The organism is Ketobacter alkanivorans (assembly GCF_002863865.1).
GTDB classification, from domain to species: domain Bacteria; phylum Pseudomonadota; class Gammaproteobacteria; order Pseudomonadales; family Ketobacteraceae; genus Ketobacter; species Ketobacter alkanivorans.
Map to the genome: position 1 here is coordinate 1,543,715 of NZ_CP022684.1, position 18,534 is coordinate 1,562,248.

Annotated in this window: 14 protein-coding genes; 5 read left to right on the forward strand and 9 right to left on the reverse strand. The window is 52.3% G+C overall.

Annotated features, from left to right (window positions below; translation table 11 throughout):
* Positions 1 to 46: 46 nt before the first annotated feature.
* Positions 47 to 1,624: a sensor histidine kinase gene (locus Kalk_RS06665; protein WP_101893447.1), complete on the reverse strand. Its 1,578-nt coding sequence runs from the start codon at positions 1,622 to 1,624 to the stop codon at positions 47 to 49.
* A gap of 227 nt (positions 1,625 to 1,851) precedes the next feature.
* Between Kalk_RS06665 and Kalk_RS06670 the strand changes: the two genes are divergently transcribed.
* Together Kalk_RS06670 and Kalk_RS06675 are read left to right on the forward strand one after the other, a co-directional pair.
* On the forward strand, positions 1,852 to 3,990 hold the full coding sequence (locus tag Kalk_RS06670; RefSeq protein WP_101893448.1) for a molybdopterin-containing oxidoreductase family protein: 2,139 nt from the start codon (positions 1,852 to 1,854) through the stop codon (positions 3,988 to 3,990).
* 71 nt (positions 3,991 to 4,061) lie between these two features.
* Positions 4,062 to 5,903 carry an SLC13 family permease gene (locus tag Kalk_RS06675; RefSeq protein WP_101893449.1) on the forward strand — a complete coding sequence of 614 codons (1,842 nt, stop codon included), beginning with the start codon at positions 4,062 to 4,064 and terminating at the stop codon, positions 5,901 to 5,903.
* Here the strand turns inward: Kalk_RS06675 and Kalk_RS06680 are convergent.
* Positions 5,886 to 6,488, reverse strand: coding sequence for a TetR/AcrR family transcriptional regulator (locus tag Kalk_RS06680; RefSeq protein WP_101893450.1), 603 nt, complete (start codon positions 6,486 to 6,488; stop codon positions 5,886 to 5,888). The genes Kalk_RS06675 and Kalk_RS06680 overlap by 18 nt on opposite strands.
* 105 nt (positions 6,489 to 6,593) lie before the next feature.
* Between Kalk_RS06680 and Kalk_RS06685 the strand changes: the two genes are divergently transcribed.
* Genes Kalk_RS06685 through Kalk_RS06695 form a run of 3 tightly spaced genes read left to right on the forward strand, consistent with a single transcriptional unit; the run spans position 6,594 to position 10,120 of the window.
* Positions 6,594 to 7,826: an oxygenase MpaB family protein gene (locus tag Kalk_RS06685; protein ID WP_101893451.1), complete on the forward strand. Its 1,233-nt coding sequence runs from the start codon at positions 6,594 to 6,596 to the stop codon at positions 7,824 to 7,826.
* A gap of 17 nt (positions 7,827 to 7,843) precedes the next feature.
* Positions 7,844 to 9,205 carry a cytochrome P450 gene (locus tag Kalk_RS06690; protein WP_233716838.1) on the forward strand — a complete coding sequence of 454 codons (1,362 nt, stop codon included), beginning with the start codon at positions 7,844 to 7,846 and terminating at the stop codon, positions 9,203 to 9,205.
* A 42-nt stretch (positions 9,206 to 9,247) separates the two neighbouring features.
* Positions 9,248 to 10,120 (forward strand): SDR family oxidoreductase, encoded by an 873-nt coding sequence (locus tag Kalk_RS06695; protein ID WP_101893452.1) that lies wholly within the window; start codon positions 9,248 to 9,250, stop codon positions 10,118 to 10,120.
* Positions 10,121 to 10,174: 54 nt separating this feature from the next.
* Here the strand turns inward: Kalk_RS06695 and Kalk_RS06700 are convergent, their stop codons facing one another.
* The 7 genes from Kalk_RS06700 to Kalk_RS06730 form a co-directional block, all read right to left on the reverse strand.
* Complete coding sequence (locus tag Kalk_RS06700) at positions 10,175 to 10,501, reverse strand: TRL domain-containing protein (RefSeq protein WP_101893453.1); 327 nt, start codon at positions 10,499 to 10,501, stop codon at positions 10,175 to 10,177.
* Positions 10,502 to 10,686: 185 nt separating this feature from the next.
* Positions 10,687 to 11,205: a hypothetical protein gene (locus Kalk_RS06705; protein WP_101893454.1), complete on the reverse strand. Its 519-nt coding sequence runs from the start codon at positions 11,203 to 11,205 to the stop codon at positions 10,687 to 10,689.
* A 324-nt stretch (positions 11,206 to 11,529) separates the two neighbouring features.
* On the reverse strand, positions 11,530 to 12,189 hold the full coding sequence (locus Kalk_RS06710) for a DUF3313 domain-containing protein (RefSeq protein WP_101893455.1): 660 nt from the start codon (positions 12,187 to 12,189) through the stop codon (positions 11,530 to 11,532).
* Between the two features lie 123 nt (positions 12,190 to 12,312).
* Complete coding sequence (locus Kalk_RS06715; protein ID WP_101893456.1) at positions 12,313 to 12,945, reverse strand: hypothetical protein; 633 nt, start codon at positions 12,943 to 12,945, stop codon at positions 12,313 to 12,315.
* A 47-nt stretch (positions 12,946 to 12,992) separates the two neighbouring features.
* On the reverse strand, positions 12,993 to 13,733 hold the full coding sequence (locus Kalk_RS06720) for a porin family protein (RefSeq protein ID WP_158643346.1): 741 nt from the start codon (positions 13,731 to 13,733) through the stop codon (positions 12,993 to 12,995).
* A 56-nt stretch (positions 13,734 to 13,789) separates the two neighbouring features.
* Positions 13,790 to 15,412 (reverse strand): hypothetical protein, encoded by a 1,623-nt coding sequence (locus Kalk_RS06725; protein WP_101893458.1) that lies wholly within the window; start codon positions 15,410 to 15,412, stop codon positions 13,790 to 13,792.
* A 53-nt stretch (positions 15,413 to 15,465) separates the two neighbouring features.
* Positions 15,466 to 18,300, reverse strand: a complete 2,835-nt coding sequence (locus Kalk_RS06730) for a DUF1254 domain-containing protein (protein ID WP_101893459.1) — start codon at positions 18,298 to 18,300, stop codon at positions 15,466 to 15,468.
* Positions 18,301 to 18,534 lie beyond the last annotated feature (234 nt).

Here is an 18,534-nt window from a genome sequence, read left to right on the forward strand (position 1 = left end):
GAGATCAATTGTGATGAATCATGACCAGCCCGAATAGGGATGGGCTTTAGAATAATTCGACGCTATCGGTGGGCTCGTGATGGGTAAACTGTGGCAAGGTTATACAAAAACGGGTGCCCACGCCCTCCTGCGAGGTCACATTTATTTCACCGCCCATTTCGGCAACAAACTCTTTCACCACCGTTACCCCCAAGCCGGTGCCTTGGTGGTGGTGAACGTAATCATCATAAAGCTGGCTTACCGGGCGAAACAATTGACTGACTCGATCGGCAGACATGCCAACCCCGGTATCGGCAACGGTAATCACCAGTTGTTCACCCAAATCGGTGTGATACTCCGTTCCCACGGAAACCCGAATCTCACCTTGTTCTGTGTATTTAAGGGCATTGGCGCAGAGCTTTTTCACCACCTGATTCAAACGCATTGGATCCAGCTCTGCCTGCAGGCACTCTTCCGAAAATTCGCCAATAAAGTGCAGCCCTTTTTGCGCCGCCCGCGCTGCACTGACACGAAAGGTGCCTGCCAGCACATCGGCCACCAGTACTCGCTGCTTTGCATGCTCGGTGTCCACATTAACCCGACTCAGATCTTCAAGATCCTCGATCATTTCCATCAAGCGATCCGCGTTATCCTTTACCATGGTCACAGCAGACAATTCCCGCTCAGAAAACGGATCGCCCATTGCTTTGGCCGCCAGCTTGGTGCTAAAGCCCAAGACAGCGTTCATGGGGGTACGCAGTTCGTGGGACATGACCCGTAAAAAGATGGATTTGGCCTTCTCGGACATGGCCACCGCGCGCTCTAAAGCCAGGGTTTTCACCCGCGCCTCGGCACCCTCCACCAAAGTGAACAACATGTCTTTCATGCGCCCGTATGGCTCAGATCCCGCTTCTGGCATATTACGGGCCATCACACTGACGGTGTCAAAGTTGGCAATGGTGCGGTTTTCTAGATCCACAAACCTGCCTTTGCTGCGCATTTCCAGCATCAGGCGCTGCCAGGCATCCTGCCGCGCCTCTGAGCCAAAGTACACCATCCCGCCATCTTCGGCTTCGATTATGCCGCAGCCGGACACCCCCAAGCGCTCCAGAGTCTGGTTCAGCAACAGTCCCAAACTGTCGTAATCGCTGCATTCGTAACTCTTCTCCAAAAAACGGATGATTTCACCCAGCTGGCTGCTGGCAGACATGGAGAGCATGGCAATATCGCTGGCTTCGTTTAGCTGTTGGCGTAGGAGACTGGCTTCTCTTTGACGGGTGAAAAACTGATCCAGGGCGGTATAGAGTGACTCATAGCCCGAAAAAACAGGGACATACAATGCCAAACGACACTGCCAAAAAGGATCCAGATCAATGTTGCCGGGCTGACGCTGAAACAGGATCAGGTGCTCATAGGGGCGCACCATAAAATCGCCCTGCAGCTGATGACGTAACAGGCTTTGATTATCCGGTGTAATTTCAATCATGGCCACCGGTGCAGTCTGGGTTTGCTGCGCAACCGCGGCCCAGCCATCCAGGCTCACCAGATGGCAGCCCAGCGTTCGTTCCAGCTCCGATAACGCCAACTCCTGCTGGGTCTGCGGCTCAACCAGCATCAATACCTGCGGTGTAAAACGTGCGTTCACCTGGCTTCCTTTCCCCACAGAGACATGTTCTTTAAGATTAGTGCAGGATAGCGCAGCCTGCAGAAAACCCCTGTGCAATTGGCCTGACCAACCCACCCGCTGATTTTGTCAGTTTTGGACATTGCCAGCGCTGGACGTATTGGTGATTCTGTCTCAGACACAAGAACAACTAAATAGGTCAGGGTTATGGACTCCCACCAAGGCCGTTTCCAAATACGAGCGACACCATGACAACCATAAAGCACACTTTCTGCCGGGTCTGCGAGCCCTCCTGCGCACTGATCGCCGAAGTGGACGACAACACCCTGATCAAACTGGCCCCGGACAAAGCGCACCCGGTCACCAAAGGGTTCGCCTGCCACAAGGGCATCAACTTTCAGGCCATCCATCAGGATCCGGATCGACTGAACGTGCCCTTGGTACGCATCAACCCAAAAACGGAAGCCGGGCAGTTCCGGCCCCAAAGCTGGGATCAGGCCGCCAGCGACATCGCCGCAAAAATAAAAGCCATTCAGGAACGCTACGGCCACAACGCCGTCGCCGCTTACGTGGGCAACCCCACCGCCTTTAACGCCCTGGGCAGCCAGGCCATGATGTCCTTCTTCACCCAGCTGGGCACCCGCCGCCTGTTCAACTCCGGCACCCAGGATTGCAGTAATAAATTCGCCGGGGCCGAGGCCGTGTTCGGCACCAGCACCCTGCACCCCATTCCCGATCTGGCCCACACCCGCTACGCCCTGATCTTTGGCGAGAACCCGAAAGTCTCCCACATGTCGTTTGTGTCCATGGCCAACCCCATGGCCCAGATCAAGCACGCGGTTAAAAACGGTGCCACGGTTAAATTCATCAATCCCCGCCGCATCGAATCCGCCACCCCCGCCACCGGCGAGGTGCTGCAGATCAAACCCGATACCGATCTGTACCTGATGGCCGCCCTGCTCCATGAAATCGACCAAGGGAATGGGTTTGATGAAGAGATCATTGCAGAGCACGGCAAACACATCGCCGAACTGCGCGACTTTATTGCGCCCTATAGCGCAGAAGCGGTGGCTGAGGTCACCGGTATCGACGCTGCCACCATTCGCAAAACGGCGCTGGAATTTGCCAACGCCGAATCCGCCTGCGTGCACATGTCCACCGGGGTCAACATGGGCCGCCAGGGCACCCTGTGCTACTGGCTGTTGCAGATGCTGAGCTTTGTTACGGGTAATTTGGACCAGCCCGGCGGCAACTTCTATTCACTGGGTTTCTACCCCGCCGCCAAAGCCGGTGCCCTGAAAAACCTCAACAAGGAAGCCGTGTTCTTCAACAGCGAGCACGGCGAACTGCGCACCATTCGCGGTGCCCTGCCCGGCAACCTGCTGCCGGATATGATTCTGAACGACAGCCAGCCCATCAAAGCCCTGATCATCATCGCCGGCAACCCGGTATTGTCCATGGGCGGCGAGGCACAGATTCGCAAAGCCTTTGAACAACTGGAATTGATCATCGTGCTGGATCTGGTGCGCAACGCCAGCGGCGAATACGCCGACTACCTGCTGCCCTGCACCGACATGCTGGAACGTGCCGACATCAACATCTGTGGCCTGGGCATGCAATACGAGCCCTACGTGCAATACACCGACGCAGTGGTGCCCGCCGCCGCCGAGCGCAAGCCGGAGTGGTGGATACTGGCCAAACTGGAGCAGGCGCTGGGCTATCATTCCCTGTTTGATGAGGCACAGGATCACGACAACATCCCCGATCCCTTCGGCCGCCTCAACAAAATGCTGCGCTACGCCGAACTGGATATCGAACAACTAAAGGCGGCACCCTGCCACACCGCCACCCTGCCCCCCATTCCCACCGGTCGCTTCTACCGCGACTGGCTGCAAACCGACGACAAGCGTGTGGATTGCTGCCCGCCCCTGTTTGCAGACGCCATCCAGCAGGCCCACCGACTGTTTGCCGAACTGCAATCGGAACCAGCCGATCAACTCAAGCTGATCAGCCTGCGCACCAACTACATGCAGAACAGCTGGTATCACAACATGGCAGAACTGAAACGGGACAACCAGCAGGAAAACCCCCTGCACATTGCGCCCGAGGATGCCGAGCAGCGGGGATTACAGAACGGGCAAACCGTCAGCGTGCACAACCAGTGGGGACGCATTCACGCTGCGGTAAAAATCGACGAACGCCTGCGACCCGGCACCGTGGCCATGACCCACGGCTGGGGCAATCAGCGCAGCCACGGCTTACGCGTAGCGCAGCAGTTTCCCGGCACCAACGTCAATGCCCTGCTGCCCACCGGCCCCGGCAGCTTTGAAAAACTCAGCAATCAGGCGCACATGACCGGTATCGCGGTGGTGATTTCACCACACTGATCCCATCTCGAACCCCGGCGTAAAAATGCGTATAGTGAGGGCTCGCCCTCACAACCCCGTTACGGAAACTTATGCTCACGCTGCCTGAATCCTTGCACGCAGAATTTGTCTTCGGAGTGGTTGCCGCCGCCACGTTGATGATGGCCTCCAACCGCGTCCGATACGACATGATTGCGCTGCTGGTGGTGCTGGCGTTGATGCTCAGCGGAATCCTCACCGTCTCCGAAGCGTTAGGTGGGTTCGGCAATTCCGTGGTCATTCTGATCGCGGGGCTGCTGATCATTGGTGACACCCTGGACCGCACCGGCGTGGCCCGTATGGTGGGCGATTGGATTCTGCAAAAAGGGGGCGGCAATGAAACCCGCCTGTTGATTTTGATCATGCTGAGCAGCGCGGTTCTCAGTGCCGTCATGAGTTCCACCGCAGTCGTGGCTATCTTTATTCCCATCATTCTGCGCATTGCCGCCAAGAGCAGCCTCAGCCCATCCAAACTGCTCCTGCCCATGTCTTACGCCGCCCTGGTAAGCGGCATGCTGACACTGATCGCCACCCCGCCCAACCTGGTGATCAGTGCAGAATTGCAGGCAAACGGTTATACGCCGCTGGGGTTTTTCAGTTTCAGTGCCATCGGTCTGGTGGTGCTGGTGCTGACCATTGTGTACGTCATTACCCTGGGGCGCCGCTGGCTGCCCACCCATTCTGATCCCGATCAGAAACCGCGCTACGGTCGCTCAGCACAGGCCCTGTGGGAAGATTACCGGGTGGATCGGAATACGATATCTTTGCGTGTATCGCCCGCCTCCCCACTGGCTCATCAACGCATTGGAGACTGCCGCTTGAATCAGGACTACGGTGTTCGGATTCTCGAAGTCTTGCGCCCCCAGCGCCGCGGGGCTGAACACTTTCCCGGCCCTGCCGCCGATTTCACACTGCACCCCAACGACATCCTGGTGGCCGTTGGCCATGAGGACTCGCTCCAGCGCATGCAGAGCGACAAGCAACTTCATACCCATACCCTGAGCCCCCAGGATGAGCAGAATATGTTTTGGGAACTGGGTACCGTCAGCGTTTTGATACATCCCCGCTCCCGCCTGATCGGACACACCCTGATCGAAACCCGATTTCGCGATCAATACGGGGTGGATGTCATGGGGTTGCGACGCAATCAGACGGCGGTGACCACCTTCGAACAGGAAACACTGAATGCCTCCGATAGTCTGCTGGTGGTGGGCCCCTGGTCTCGCATCAAGCAACTGCAGGCGCAGAATCACGATTTCGTATTACTGGAATCCCCTGTGGAAGCGGACGAAGTGGTGCCTTCCTACCGTCGCATGCCCGTCGCGTTGCTCATTACCGCAGCCATGGTGGTAGTTTCCCTGTTCAACTGGATTCCACTGGTGGCCACGGTATTGATCGCCGCCATGGCCAGTGTCGTCACTCGCTGCCTGTCGGCGACGGACGCTTACCGCGCCATCCACTGGAGCAGTCTGGTATTGCTGGCGGGCATGCTGCCCCTGGCGGACGCTCTGCAAAAAACCGGCGGTACCGACATGATCGTGCAATCACTGTTGCAATTATCCGGCGGCGCCGATCCCGGCACGCTGCTCACGGTATTATTTTTCGTCACCGTTCTGCTCACCAACATTCTCTCCAACACCACCTCAGCGGTGCTGATGGCCCCCATCGCCATCGGCGTCGCCCAAGCCATTGGCGTGTCCCCGTATCCATTGGCCATCGCCGTGTTGTTTGCCGCATCCTCCGCATTCCTGACGCCAATCGCATCCCCTATCATGACCCTGGTGGTGGAGCCAGGTCACTATCGCCTGTCCGACTATGCAAAACAGGGCTCTGTACTGGTGATCGTGGTGTATGCCGTGACCTATTTTATGGTGCCGCTACTGTTTCCCTGGTGAGCCCAGATACCCCATCACCATATCGGTCAGACCCTGCGTAATTTCCTCCTGGGACATCATGATCTGAGGCTGGCCGATGTAACGTACCATGGTAAACATCACGCTGTTGGCAATGATAAAAATGCGCACGTGCAGATCCTGTATGGGATTGTGTTGATAGTGTTTCAGAAAATAGACCCGCGATAGATCCATAAAACTCTGCTGCAGAATGTTCATGACGCGATCCGTGGGCAGGCTGTGCCAGTTGCGCACCAACTCCAGATACAGACCATCACGGGAATTCAACAAGGCAAAGCCAAACTGGATAATCAACCCCACATTGGTGCGCAAATCCCCACTTTCACTCATGGGCAATCGGTGCAGGGCCTGGGAAATTTCGTTGGCCAGCTTGTCCACTAACGCCTCCACCAACGCGTCCTTGTCGTCAAAGTACTGGTACAGGGAGCCTACGCTCACCCCCGCCAGTTCGGCGATGTGGTGGGTGGTGATGCCGTCCACCCCTCGTTCAATAACGGTTTTGGCCGTGGCCTCAATCAAGGCGTCCACCATCTGGCGGGAGCGTTTCTGCTGGGGCTTTTTACGCATGCTAATTGACAAAACTCCAAAAAGCGAATTGAACGCGAATAAATATTCGCATTATTCTGTTGATTCATCAAGAAGCTGATAAAAAGACCCTGTGGGAGTCACCCAATGAATCACGCTGAAACCATCATTCCCGGCCGTGCCCGGCCCTTTGAGAAATCCCAAGTTGCCACGCCCCCCTGGCTGAAAGCCATCCTGGGTCGGGAACTGGCTCCCACCCGCGACGAATACAACGCGGTCAACAGTGCCCTGTGGGATGGGGACAAGGCCATGGATGCTCTGGTGGCCTGGATGTTCGAGGCGGACACCAAAGAACGCAGAGCCCAGGTGCAATGGGCCTTCCAGAACGGTGATCAAGGTCTGGAGAACAGCCCTGCAGCCATTCAGGCGTTCATTAACACCCTGCAAAACCCGCCCGGCTGGATCGATTTCGAACTGGTGGAAGAAGGGGTCAGTTTCATTCACGGCCTCGGCATCACCGCCGGTTACGTGTTGCGGGATCTGGCGCTCATGGGCGGCTATATGCTGTCGGGTTTCAACCAGTCCCTGGTGATGACCGGTGCCCTCAACAAAGGCACCGCCCAGCGCATCGCCGAAACCGGCAAATGGTGGATCGACTGCACCGAACACCAGGGCATGCGCCCCTTCGGCCCCGGCTACAAAACCACCCTGCAGGTGCGCATGGTGCACGCCTTGGTACGGCGCGGCCTCGACAAGCACAAAGACTGGGATCACAGCCATTGGGGCCTCCCCCTCAGCCAGATCGACATGGTGGCCACCTATTTGGGCTTCAGTGTGGTGATGCTGGTGGGGCTGCGCAAACTGGGCATTCCCGTGCTGCCGCGGGAATCCAAAGCCGTCATTCACCTGTGGTCTTACGCCTGCTGGTTAATGGGCGTGGAAGAGAAGTGGCTGGTGCAATCGGAAACCGAAGGCTTCGTGCTGCTCAATCACACCTACATGACTCAGAGCAAACCGGACGCCACCAGCCGGGAACTGGCCCAGGCCCTGGCTCGGGAACCGCTGGAACGCAGCTTCGATCGCTTCCAAAGCGCCCAACGCAAACTGTCTTATCACCAGCATCTGGGCATGAGCCAGTATTTCCTCGGTCGGAAAAAAATGGCCGAGCTTGGCTTCGAGGATCTGGGCCTGCCTTGGTATCCGCTGGCCTCCAACGGGCCCCGTGCACTGGCCTATACCGCTGAACATTTCATACCGGGCCTGCGTGACAGGCAACAACAACGGGGCCGCAAGGCTCAACTGGCCATGCTGGCCTCCATGTTTGGCGAGCAGGAACACGCCATCATTAAACCGGATACGGATCATCCCGCGCATATCTGATCGTGGAGACAACAACAATGATAATGGATCTCGTAGCTACTCACCGGGCCGGACAACGCCTGAAACAAACCTTACCGGGAGAAAAAGGCCTGCCCCTGCTGGGTCACAGCCTGGACTTCTTATATCGGCCGGTAGAAACCGCCCTGCGTTTTGAACGCAAGCATGGCCCGGTGTTCTGGCTTTCCATTTTCGGCATGACCGCAGTGGTTTTAGTAGGCCCCGAGGCCAACAAACTGGTGCTGCTGGATCGGGAAAAAGCCTTTTCCAATTCCAAAGGCTGGGACTTTTTCATCGGCCAGTTTTTCAAGCGCGGCATCATGCTGTTGGATTTCGATGAACACCGTTTTCACCGCGGCATCATGCAGGCAGCCTTTAAAAAGCAGGCACTGATGCAATACGTGGATCGCATGAACCCGGTGATCGAATACAGCATGAGGCAGTGGTCGCAACAACGCAGTCAACAAAAATTCATGGTGCTGTCCAGCGTCAAACAGATGACCTTAAACATCGCCACTGAAGTATTCATGGGGGAACACCTTGGGCCAGAAACAGACAAGATCAACCAGGCCTTTGTGGACTGCGTACTGGCAGGCACTGCGCTGATTCGCTACCCCGTACCCGGTGGCCGCTGGAGTCGAGGCTTGAAAGCCCGCAAAACACTGGCAGCGTTTTTCGGCTCACGGATCGCAGAAAGACGCCATAACCCGGGGCCAGACCTGTTCAGCCAATTGTGTCTGGCAGAAGATGAAAACGGCCAGCGCTTTACCGATGAAGACGTGGTGAATCACATGATCTTCCTGATGATGGCGGCCCACGACACCTCCACCCTCACCATTAGCGCCATGTTCTACTATCTGGCCAAGCATCCCCAGTGGCAACAGCGCCTGCGCACCGAATCACAGAGCCTGAACAAACCCGCTGTCAGCTACGAAGATCTGGATCAGCTCACCGGTATTGAACAAGTGATGAAAGAAGCCCTGCGTCTGATGCCACCAGTGCATGGCATTCCCCGCCGCACCGTAAAACCAGTGGAGTTCAATGGCGTCACCATCCCGGCCGACACCTTTATCATTGTCAGCCCCTATGTGACCCACCATATGGAACAGCATTGGCCCAACCCGGAACACTTCGATCCAGAGCGCTTTGGCAGTGAAGCCGACAAGCTGCAACACCCATATCAGTATGTTCCCTTCGGTGGCGGCGCCCACAAGTGTATTGGCCTGCATTTTGCCGAGTTGCAGATCAAAACCATCATGCATCAGGTGCTGTTGAACTACCGCTGGGAAGTGCCCGCGCGCTACACCATGCCGGTCAACTTCACCACACTACCCAACCCGGCGGACGGTCTGCCCGTCACACTGACCCGAATAAAATCTTGACCCGAATAAAACACTGAAACCCCAAGCAGTAAGGAATTCAACATGAACAACACCGCTAAAACCGTGCTCATCACCGGTTGTTCCTCCGGTATCGGCCGTGACACCGCCAAACTGTTTCAGGAGAACGGCTGGAGCGTGGCCGCCACCATGCGCACGCCTGCCGACGAACAGGAACTGAACCAATTGGAAAACGTCATCTGCCTGCGCCTGGACGTGAACGACATCAAATCCATCGAAAGCGCGGTGCAAACCACCATCGAAACCTTCGGCCATATCGACGTGCTGGTGAACAACGCCGGTTACGCATTAATGGGCGCGTTCGAAACTCTGGACAGCCAACAGATACAGCAACAGTTCGAAACCAACGTGTTCGGATTAATGGAAGTCTGCCGGGTGGTTCTACCCCATTTACGCAGCCGCAATAGCGGCACCCTGGTGAACGTGGCCAGCATGGTTGGGCGCTTTCCGCTGCCCCTGTACAGCATCTACAACGCCAGTAAATTCGCCGTGGAAGGATTCACCGAAACCCTGATCTACGAATTGGAGAACTTCAACATCAAGGTGAAGCTGATCGAACCCGGCGCCACCAACACCCACTTCTTCGGCCGCTCCAGCGATCGTGACAACGGCACCGGCATCAGCGCTTACGATGACTACACAAAAAAAGTATTCGATGTCATGGATTCCATCGGCCCATCCGGCTCCGACAGCCGCGACATCGCCAAAGAAATCTGGCGTGCCACCACCGACGGCAGCAACAAATTACGCTACGCCGCCGGCAGCGATGCCAAAGCCTTTTTACTGGCCCGACGCCTGCTGCCGGATCGTCTGTTCAACCGCACCATCAAAATCAGCCTCACACCCTGGGCGCTGAATACCGTCGGTCGCCTGTTTTACAAACCGCAGGCGGAATAAGCCATGAACCCCAGAAGAGATCGCCGATCAACAGGAATTTCTGCTGGGGCACTCTTACGACTCGGCACTATCTCCATAGACTACAGTACAATTCTTGTTAACTGGGAAATACCACAGCCCCGTTTCCCCAATGAGTTCCACATTATTAATATCACCATTATCCGCTGCCGATATAATTGACCCGTCACCATACATCGGCACAACGAAGAGCAAATTCCAAGTACAGGCTTCTCCTCGCTTTCTCGACTGCAATTCTCTGAAATCGATATTACTAACACCCACAACCTTTCCATCAGAATATCGCAGTGTTTGCGCCAGATCCTTTGTCACCGTCGCACATCCGGACATCATCAGCATCGAAGCAATCAGTAGTTTTTTCATAATTTAATCTCCTGTGAAATACACGGGAGATCATACTTTTATTAGCGCTGAATAATACCACGCTGAGAAAGGTCGCTTGACCTAAACCCTTTGGCATCATGCTGCGCTACCAATACGCAACATAACGTTAACAGGGCCTGCGTAGTCATAACGTCCTGCCAGCTTTACTACCTTAAACAACGACCCTACGGTGATACCTTAAATCCACCAGGAGGCATCGGACGCGATTCAGAAACATCAATTAAATTCAAAGCCCAGCAGCCTAACCAGTGCCGAACGCGGTTACCGTCAGGGCCTTGATCCGGGCCTTGAATCAAATACAACGACCCGATCAAACCATTCGAATGCCCCAATTCGGACAGCCCAATCCAAGGAGGGCCGTAATTCACAGCATCGTCATCTGGGACGTGCGTATCTGGCGGCTCGGCCACGTACAAGTAAGTATCAGAGGGGAACTCGGCAGGAAGTATCGTGCCGCTTGCTGCAAGCCAAAGCCGATCCAGCGGCACATCCGGCCTGGGAATATCGTACGTCATCCCACCAGGGAAGATTTCAATAGCACCGGGGGATTTAGCTACAGGAGAACCCTGAGAGGAGTCACGCCAATGATTGTGATCGTTTTCATACAGAAAAAACGACAACCCAACCTTGTCGGTAGCGAATGAGGGTTTACGGTAAATAACACTTAGCCTAAAGACGTCCATTATTGGCTCCCTGATGTAATGTTTCGTGCAATCGCACAAGGCCTATCCATAGAAATGGATTTATTCCATTAGCCTGCCATAAGGTATCTACTGAAACCCTTAACCAAAGTCGGTCATATCGCTGCAAATGTCCAGCATTTAAACATCACCGCCATATCGCCAACCTATCCCCCGCACCAACCTGCCATATAGGGCACCATGGGCGATGTGGGTACAGGGCTGTCAGGGTGGCCAGTGCCACCCATATCGTCGAATTCCCGCTGAATGGCTGCGGTGTTGAGAGCTGACATCAATAAACAATCGACAAGTCGCGTCGAAGTAGAATTAATTCAGAGTTTCGTTAGCCATTTCACCGAGCACAGAAGCCCAACCGTCCAATATGGCTTGAACTTTCGACACATCCAATTGCTCTTTATCGTCGCGCAAGCTTTCGCCGACACCTTGGCGCAATCCTTTAGCCAGCTCAGCACCCGTTAAGGAATCAGTAGCAATTGCCTCTACATATACAACGGCCAGGCGATCACGTGCTCCTGCCGCAGCTGACGCCCCTGCAAAAGCCAGAGTCATAGGCGTCACTTCATAGGCACTTAGGCCTTCCATAGGTGTCGCCACACCTGTAATTGCGACCTGAATCTGAACTGTGTCTGGGCCGGCCTTATCGGTTAGCTCAAAATTTTTGCTAACCTCCGCTCGAATTTGTTTCGTCAGGTAGTCCGCAATTTTGTTCAAAGTCTCAAGCTGTACCTGGTCGCTAGTTCTAGGGGCAGGGAAGAAAGTTATTTGCGGGACAATTACTTTCGTATATTGACCCTTCTTAATGTCTGGATTTATCCAACGCCTAGCTTTGGATTTATCCTTCATTTTAACGACCTTCATATTGGAATAATCACCCAGAAAGCCTGAATTTTGCTCTTCGATTGAATCAATATTGGCGCAACCTGCGAATACAAGCAAACTGAAAGCAATTAATAAATGTGTCTTCATCGTATTTATCCTTTTAGAATGAAATGATCCTGCAATAAGTAATAGATATCTGGCACAGCATTAGCTCAGGTAAAACCGGAGCAATCCTAGTTTAACCCGGCAATAATAGATGCCTTTCTTTCTTTATTCAGATTCAGGCTTTTCAACAGCTATCGCCATTGCAGCCGTTGCACGCATAACCACGGTTTTTCCAACTTGGGAGTCATTTAACTCAACGTCTGCTCGGACACCCAATACGCGCTCGGTGCCGTCCTCAAAGCGCAAGGTGACGGAATGCGCTTCTAGGTCAATTGCTACTACAGTCGAAATAATATCAGTAGTGCCGCCCATTAAAACCAAAGGCTTCTCGCCTTTTGCTGCCATTGCAATCATTCCGCCGTCTGCACTTTTCTCAGAGGGGGCTTGCTCACTTAGAAACACAACTAGCTCTTCGATAACCTCTAAAGCAACTAAATCACCAACCTGGACTTGGTCAAAGTTAACTGCCTCGGGGCCTACTTGAATTGTCTTTAAGTTACCCTGTTTGTCATCCAGCGTAACTTTACGCTGATTGTAATCAATTTCTTTCACTACTGCTGTAATTACGGTTACCTGTTGTGCAACGCCACCAGGTACACCCGTGCTGGTACTTATACTGGTGTAGGTTTTACTATTTAATTGATCGGATTCCTGTTTTGTACTTGTGCAAGCCGAAACCACAAACACCAGAAATAGCGTGCTTATGTGAGCGGCTGATAGGCAACGGAACAAATTCATAATTATCTCAATAAAAAACGTAGGCCAACTGGTTAATGAAATTGAAATTAAAACGAAAAATGTGCTCCTAGCATCGGGCCACTAATCACGAGCTTATCCATGACTAGTCCGCCGACATCCTCATCCCCAAACTCCCAAGCCATATATCGATAGCCTCCAACCAGGTGGAATGAATCGAATCGATAAGCTGCACCGGCAAAAAGATGATAGGTTTTCTCAGTGTCGCCAGTGCCCACATCGACACTGAAGGGAATAGCCCAACTTTGATTGATTACATAATTGCCTTTTACTCCAATTACGCCATCGGTCACTTGCTCGGTACCAGAATTGTTTAAATTATTCAGCGTCAATTCCATTGAGAGGTAACGTGCGCCCGCCAGCAAATCAACATTGAAGTGCTCAGAGTGGCTGATGTTATAAGTCCCTGCCGCATTAACAATAAAGTTTTCGATTTCAATATCCACCGGATCTTCATCATGGCTAATGCTTAAATAAATGACATCCGCGAGCGCACCCCATTTGCCCTTGCTCGCCCCCACTGAAAACATTCCGGCAAGATCTAAGTTATCAAGGATGTCGTCAAATTCAATATCGATATTGTCGCCGACAGAAGACTCGATACCAATGTCGCTCACCCACATGTATGCGGAGACCGTGTATTTCCAACCATCACTACTGGAAGCCTCTGCCAGGGCGTTAAGCGGCAGCATGGCAAGGGATATCAAGCAGCCAGCCGATGATAAGAGACGAGACATAATTTTCACATCTTTTGTGATTTGCATTTTCATAGCATTCTCGGTGCAAAGTTATTGTGTATTAGATTTATGTGTTTTATATGACCGCATCATTTCGTACGCGCAGGGCCAACCTGTAAAACATAAAACCCTTTACCAACTGCCGTTGGAAAATAGAATCTGCCGCCAAAACCTGGCGGTGTCAGTGAATTAATAGTCAAAGGCTCAAAAAAATCGGATTCCGCGATAATTTCTCCCGTGGCAGCATTTCGCCAGGTGAGCTGCTCTTTGTAGTTGCCTGTAAAAAGTGCCGCCTTAATTGGTTCTTTTGCAACGTTCTTTTCCATATTAGTTAATAACAAGATACGCTTGTCAGCTGGACCAATGACCGGCTGGAAGGTTGTTGTGGCATTGTCGAGCACGAATCTGACATCCAGCTCTCCGGTTTCTTGGTTTAGCTTCACGCCAGCAACTTTGCCCACACCCATATCGGCAGAATAAATCATACTGTTTTCAGGATCGGCACCACATTTTGGTGGTGCAAAACTCCATTCGCCTTTCTTTAGCTCACCAAAGGGGAATACGATTTGCTTTTTCGCTGAGTCTTTTAAATTCGCAACTACGATACTGGATGCAATCGTACTGCTGCCGATACCATTTAATTGCACCGCTATCCAATCCCCCACCAAGGTCGGAGCAGTGGCAGTAGTCTGACCTTCTTGCATAGGGTATAGCGCCCAACTCTCATCGGCAGAGAATTTGTTTGCTGTTGGTTCCCAGAAATAACGTCGGACGCTTTTATCCATGCCCACATAAATCGCGATCTTGTCTTCAAACATCGAAATAATGTGGGGGGCTGTCGCAGGTTCGGGCAGCAAGAATTCAGCCAGTATTTCTAGTGTATCTGGGTCTACTGCAACTAAAATGGAATTTGGTTGCGTCATACCTTGCTCGCCAGCACATTTAATAATCGCCATTGTGCCTTGCAGGGTGCAACCGGCTGGACGCGTTTGGTCCTTCATAATGAGAGTGCCATCGGGCGCAACGGTCATGTGTTTAAAGTTCGCGTCATTGGCTGGAGCGTCGCCGGTGGGCAGTGTATTGTGCTTAAGGATTTGACCAGAATCCGTATCCAAAAGAATAATTTGGTTTGACCAAGCGAAAGCAATTTTCCCGTTTTCGAGAATATTTAGATTGGCATTGCCGATCCAGCGCTTAGATGCGTTTAAATTATCTACGTAGGTGCGCCAAATTTCTTTACCGGTTGAGGCATCAGCTTTGGCAATAAATGGCCCTGCCATATTGGGGTCTTCAAGAGTAGGGTATTCGCCACCGACAATGAAAAGCTCGCCAGGTTTGCGATTATTGATGTACGAAATCCCGGGGTAATCGTCGACACTCCGCCATGCATATACGGTGTTGTTACCATCATGTGAACCGAGAAAGCTGGCGCAAGGGAAAAGCCCGCTGCGCTGCGCATCAGAAATTTCAGCGCCGTTAAGCGAAGAATAATAGCCGGGCGTTGAAATATTTTGCTGGCAACTCAACTCTTTGGCATACAGGCTAACTTCACCAGGCAATGGACCGTTAGCGGCTATTTGATTTGGCGTTAAATGTATATTGTTTATTTGGCGTGAAATTAATGGATCGGCCACCGACCAACCTAAACGGTACGCGATGTACACCAACACAACAATGATAACCAGCAAAAGGATTTTTATAGTCTTATTCATTTTTAGATCCATATGAATTGTTCAATTTCTAAGTATTTAAGCGGCAGAGCTAATTAACGTTTTAAACCAGAAACCTCAAAAGCCTCTTTGCTGGTGTACTCGCCGCGGGGATAGTAGGCACCCATAACAGATTCCTCCATGCCGGGCTTTGTAATATTGTCGGGTCTTTCCTTCCAGCTTGGGTTGGTTGCCATGATGCGAAGCATGAGCATACCGAAGTCGGTGCGATTACCTGGCCCGTTAATGCCTTCACCGCGCGGGCTCCATTCAATCCAAGCGACACCGTTTTCTGCGGTGGCATTGCTAGGGCGATCTTCCTTTTTACTGTACACAATGGTGTAGTAACCATTTTTGTCGAGCGGAATTTGCATGTCTGTCAACCCATCAACAATTTGGCCTGACGGCATGGCCTCGCAACTCACCAGGGAAAAATATTGTGTTTGCGCGGCAGGCATGACCTCAAGGCCAAGGCCACCGGCGCCCGCATAGGTATTGGGGAATGTAGGCATTTTCCCGCGCATAACGTAAACGGAGCCAAATTTTTGGGACAGCTGTAGGAATAAATATTGCGTATCAGGATCGCCACCGCCATCAATGGGGCCAGCATATGCTATCTTCGCTTGCTCCTCGGGAGTTTTGAAAGATCCAAGGATTGAATAACCCAAGTTCCAATATTTTTCCCAGCGTGGAATTTTGCGGGCGGGCGAACTGGCAAAGTCGAGCTCTGGATCATTGCCTTTGGCCTTAATTAATGATTGCCATTGCTGAGCAGAAACGGGCTGCTCAGTGGCGCCGGTCATGGCTCTGCCAAATGTTTTAACCACTTCCTCAGAGCTAAGTTGAGTACCATCGGCGAGCGTGCCGGTGTAGGTAGGTAACCCACGTCCACCCCATGGTTTACCTGCTGGCCCCCAACCTGCACCATCACGACCTTGGTCGGGCAAATAAATACGGTTAACAAACTGCAACTCTGCGCCATCCGTGCCTACATATAAGGTATTGGGTTCGCGCTTGGCAGTTTTTGAAGGCGCGTCTTTCGCCACTATGCGCATCGTAAAATCTCGGTTTTCTGCCAATCTATTGGCACCTACTCGAAACGGGTTAATTGAACCTTTATCCGGTTCAATGTTTGGGCCAGATAAGGATTCCCCAATCGACACAAATGATCCGCCTTTGTTCTTGTACATGGCAAACTGAAAATAACGCGCATGAGGAAAGGTGTAGTTCAACGTCATTGTACTGCCAGCCGGCAGGGCTAATCGGCCGATAAAATAAGTGGATTGGGAGTCGGGCCAGAGATTCGGGTTTTGTATGGCGCGAGGATATTCCAGATGATTCCAATAGGACCAGCCACGGGGCCCTTGGAAAATAGGATCATGGCCATAACGCTGATCGGTACGAACAATATTTTCTACCGATTTGTCGCCCAAACGTTTTACGCCCAAGGCGTTTAAATTGACTGTGGGTGTAACGGCAGGCGGCTGCCAAGCACCTTTTCCTAATGGGTAGACAGAATTCCCCTTATCCTTTGGCCAATAAAGACGCATCACCAGAAACATGGGGCCGTTTGGTGCCGGAAGCCAGTTTGCTTCCTTGGCTTTGCCCGGCGAATCTTTCTGGATGTAAAGCGTAATCGAGCCGTCACCATTCTTGATCAGCGACTCTAACATTGGTGAATTAATTAAGTAGCGGTCGACAGGGTTATCGATAAGTAGTTGGCTGGCCCCGTCATACATGGTAATAGACCAAAAGGCATTAACCGGTGGCAACTCGCCTTTTTTAAAGGTTATTTGGTAGTTATGTTTACTGCCGTCGAGAGTAGCCCCATTACTGTCATGCCGTGTAAAAGGGTATACAGCCTCCTCAGCGCTGTTGCCGTAGATACCAAGCTTCGCGGCTGCCGCACGAAGTGCCCAATTCCCATTATAAAATTCACGACTACCGGCAGCAGAGCCAATATTCCATCCGTTCACATTCGAGCCAATATTTTCGCTGGTGTGTTTTATCTTGCTCAACCCGGCCTTAATACCGGCACCCATCTTTTGCATTATTTCTTGGCTCAATGGTATAGCTGCTACTTTTGGGTCGCCGTTTATGCCAATTTGAGCGAAACGCTCGCGCATTTCCGCTTCAACAGAGGCGGTGCCGGTCGGTGGGCAAAACTGCAAAAGAAAGCTAAGGTATTTGGGGAATTCAGATGAAAAAATATCTGCCGAAGGTTTCGGCCAGTCTATGGCTGGTGCGGGTGCTGGTGCCGGTTGTTTAAGGAAAGAAGAGAGGGGTAAAACCTTGTACTTTGCTTGAATCGCTTTAACGTTCTCCATATCCTCGGGGTTGAATAGCTGGGTTCTGTATACAGCCAAGGCAAATTGGGTTTCAGTTGAAAAAGTTTTGCGGATCCCTTTTGGTGTTTCCCCTTGCCAATCTGGCCCAGAGATTAAATAACAACCAGCTTTATCGCCTGTGGAGCGACTTCCAATATAGCCATAGTTGTTGGTGTACAGATCTACCAGTTGAACATCGTAATAGCGCGGAGCCTTAATTTCCGGCATGCAAAGCACTATAGGCTCAGCGCGCAGATCCAGCATTGCCATTGAGTAGGGGGTATCGCTATTGGGCGTGCTGATGGAAGTGTCTTGCGGTGTGAACACGCGAGCTTCATTGTTTATGGTGTTAATAGGGGCTTTAAACTGACCAGATTCAGGGTTAATAAAGTAGTCATATTGCACCTTATAACCCACAAGCATTGGAAACCCGTAGAGAAACGCTTCCTCTGCAACGGACTCAATTTTCGAGCTTATAGGTGAGGTTTGGGCTGCCGAATAGTTAGATAGCACCGTCATTAACAGCAAAACCAGCATAGTATATACCGGTATTCGTATATTCATATCACTTCCTCGATGGGTTCAGCTTGACCAAACTCAAGGCCCTCCTGTTCATCTCCGGCGCAGGGCCGAACAAGTATGGGGGTGTTTAGTCAAACGTTTGTGCTAAGGTGCACTGTAATTTGCGCCTTTCTCTCCTGCCAAGAAGAGGGATGAGCCATCTGATATACACAGCGCGCATATGAGAGATGGTAAAACTTATCACGTCGATCCAGCAAGGGCTTTCTATTACTTACG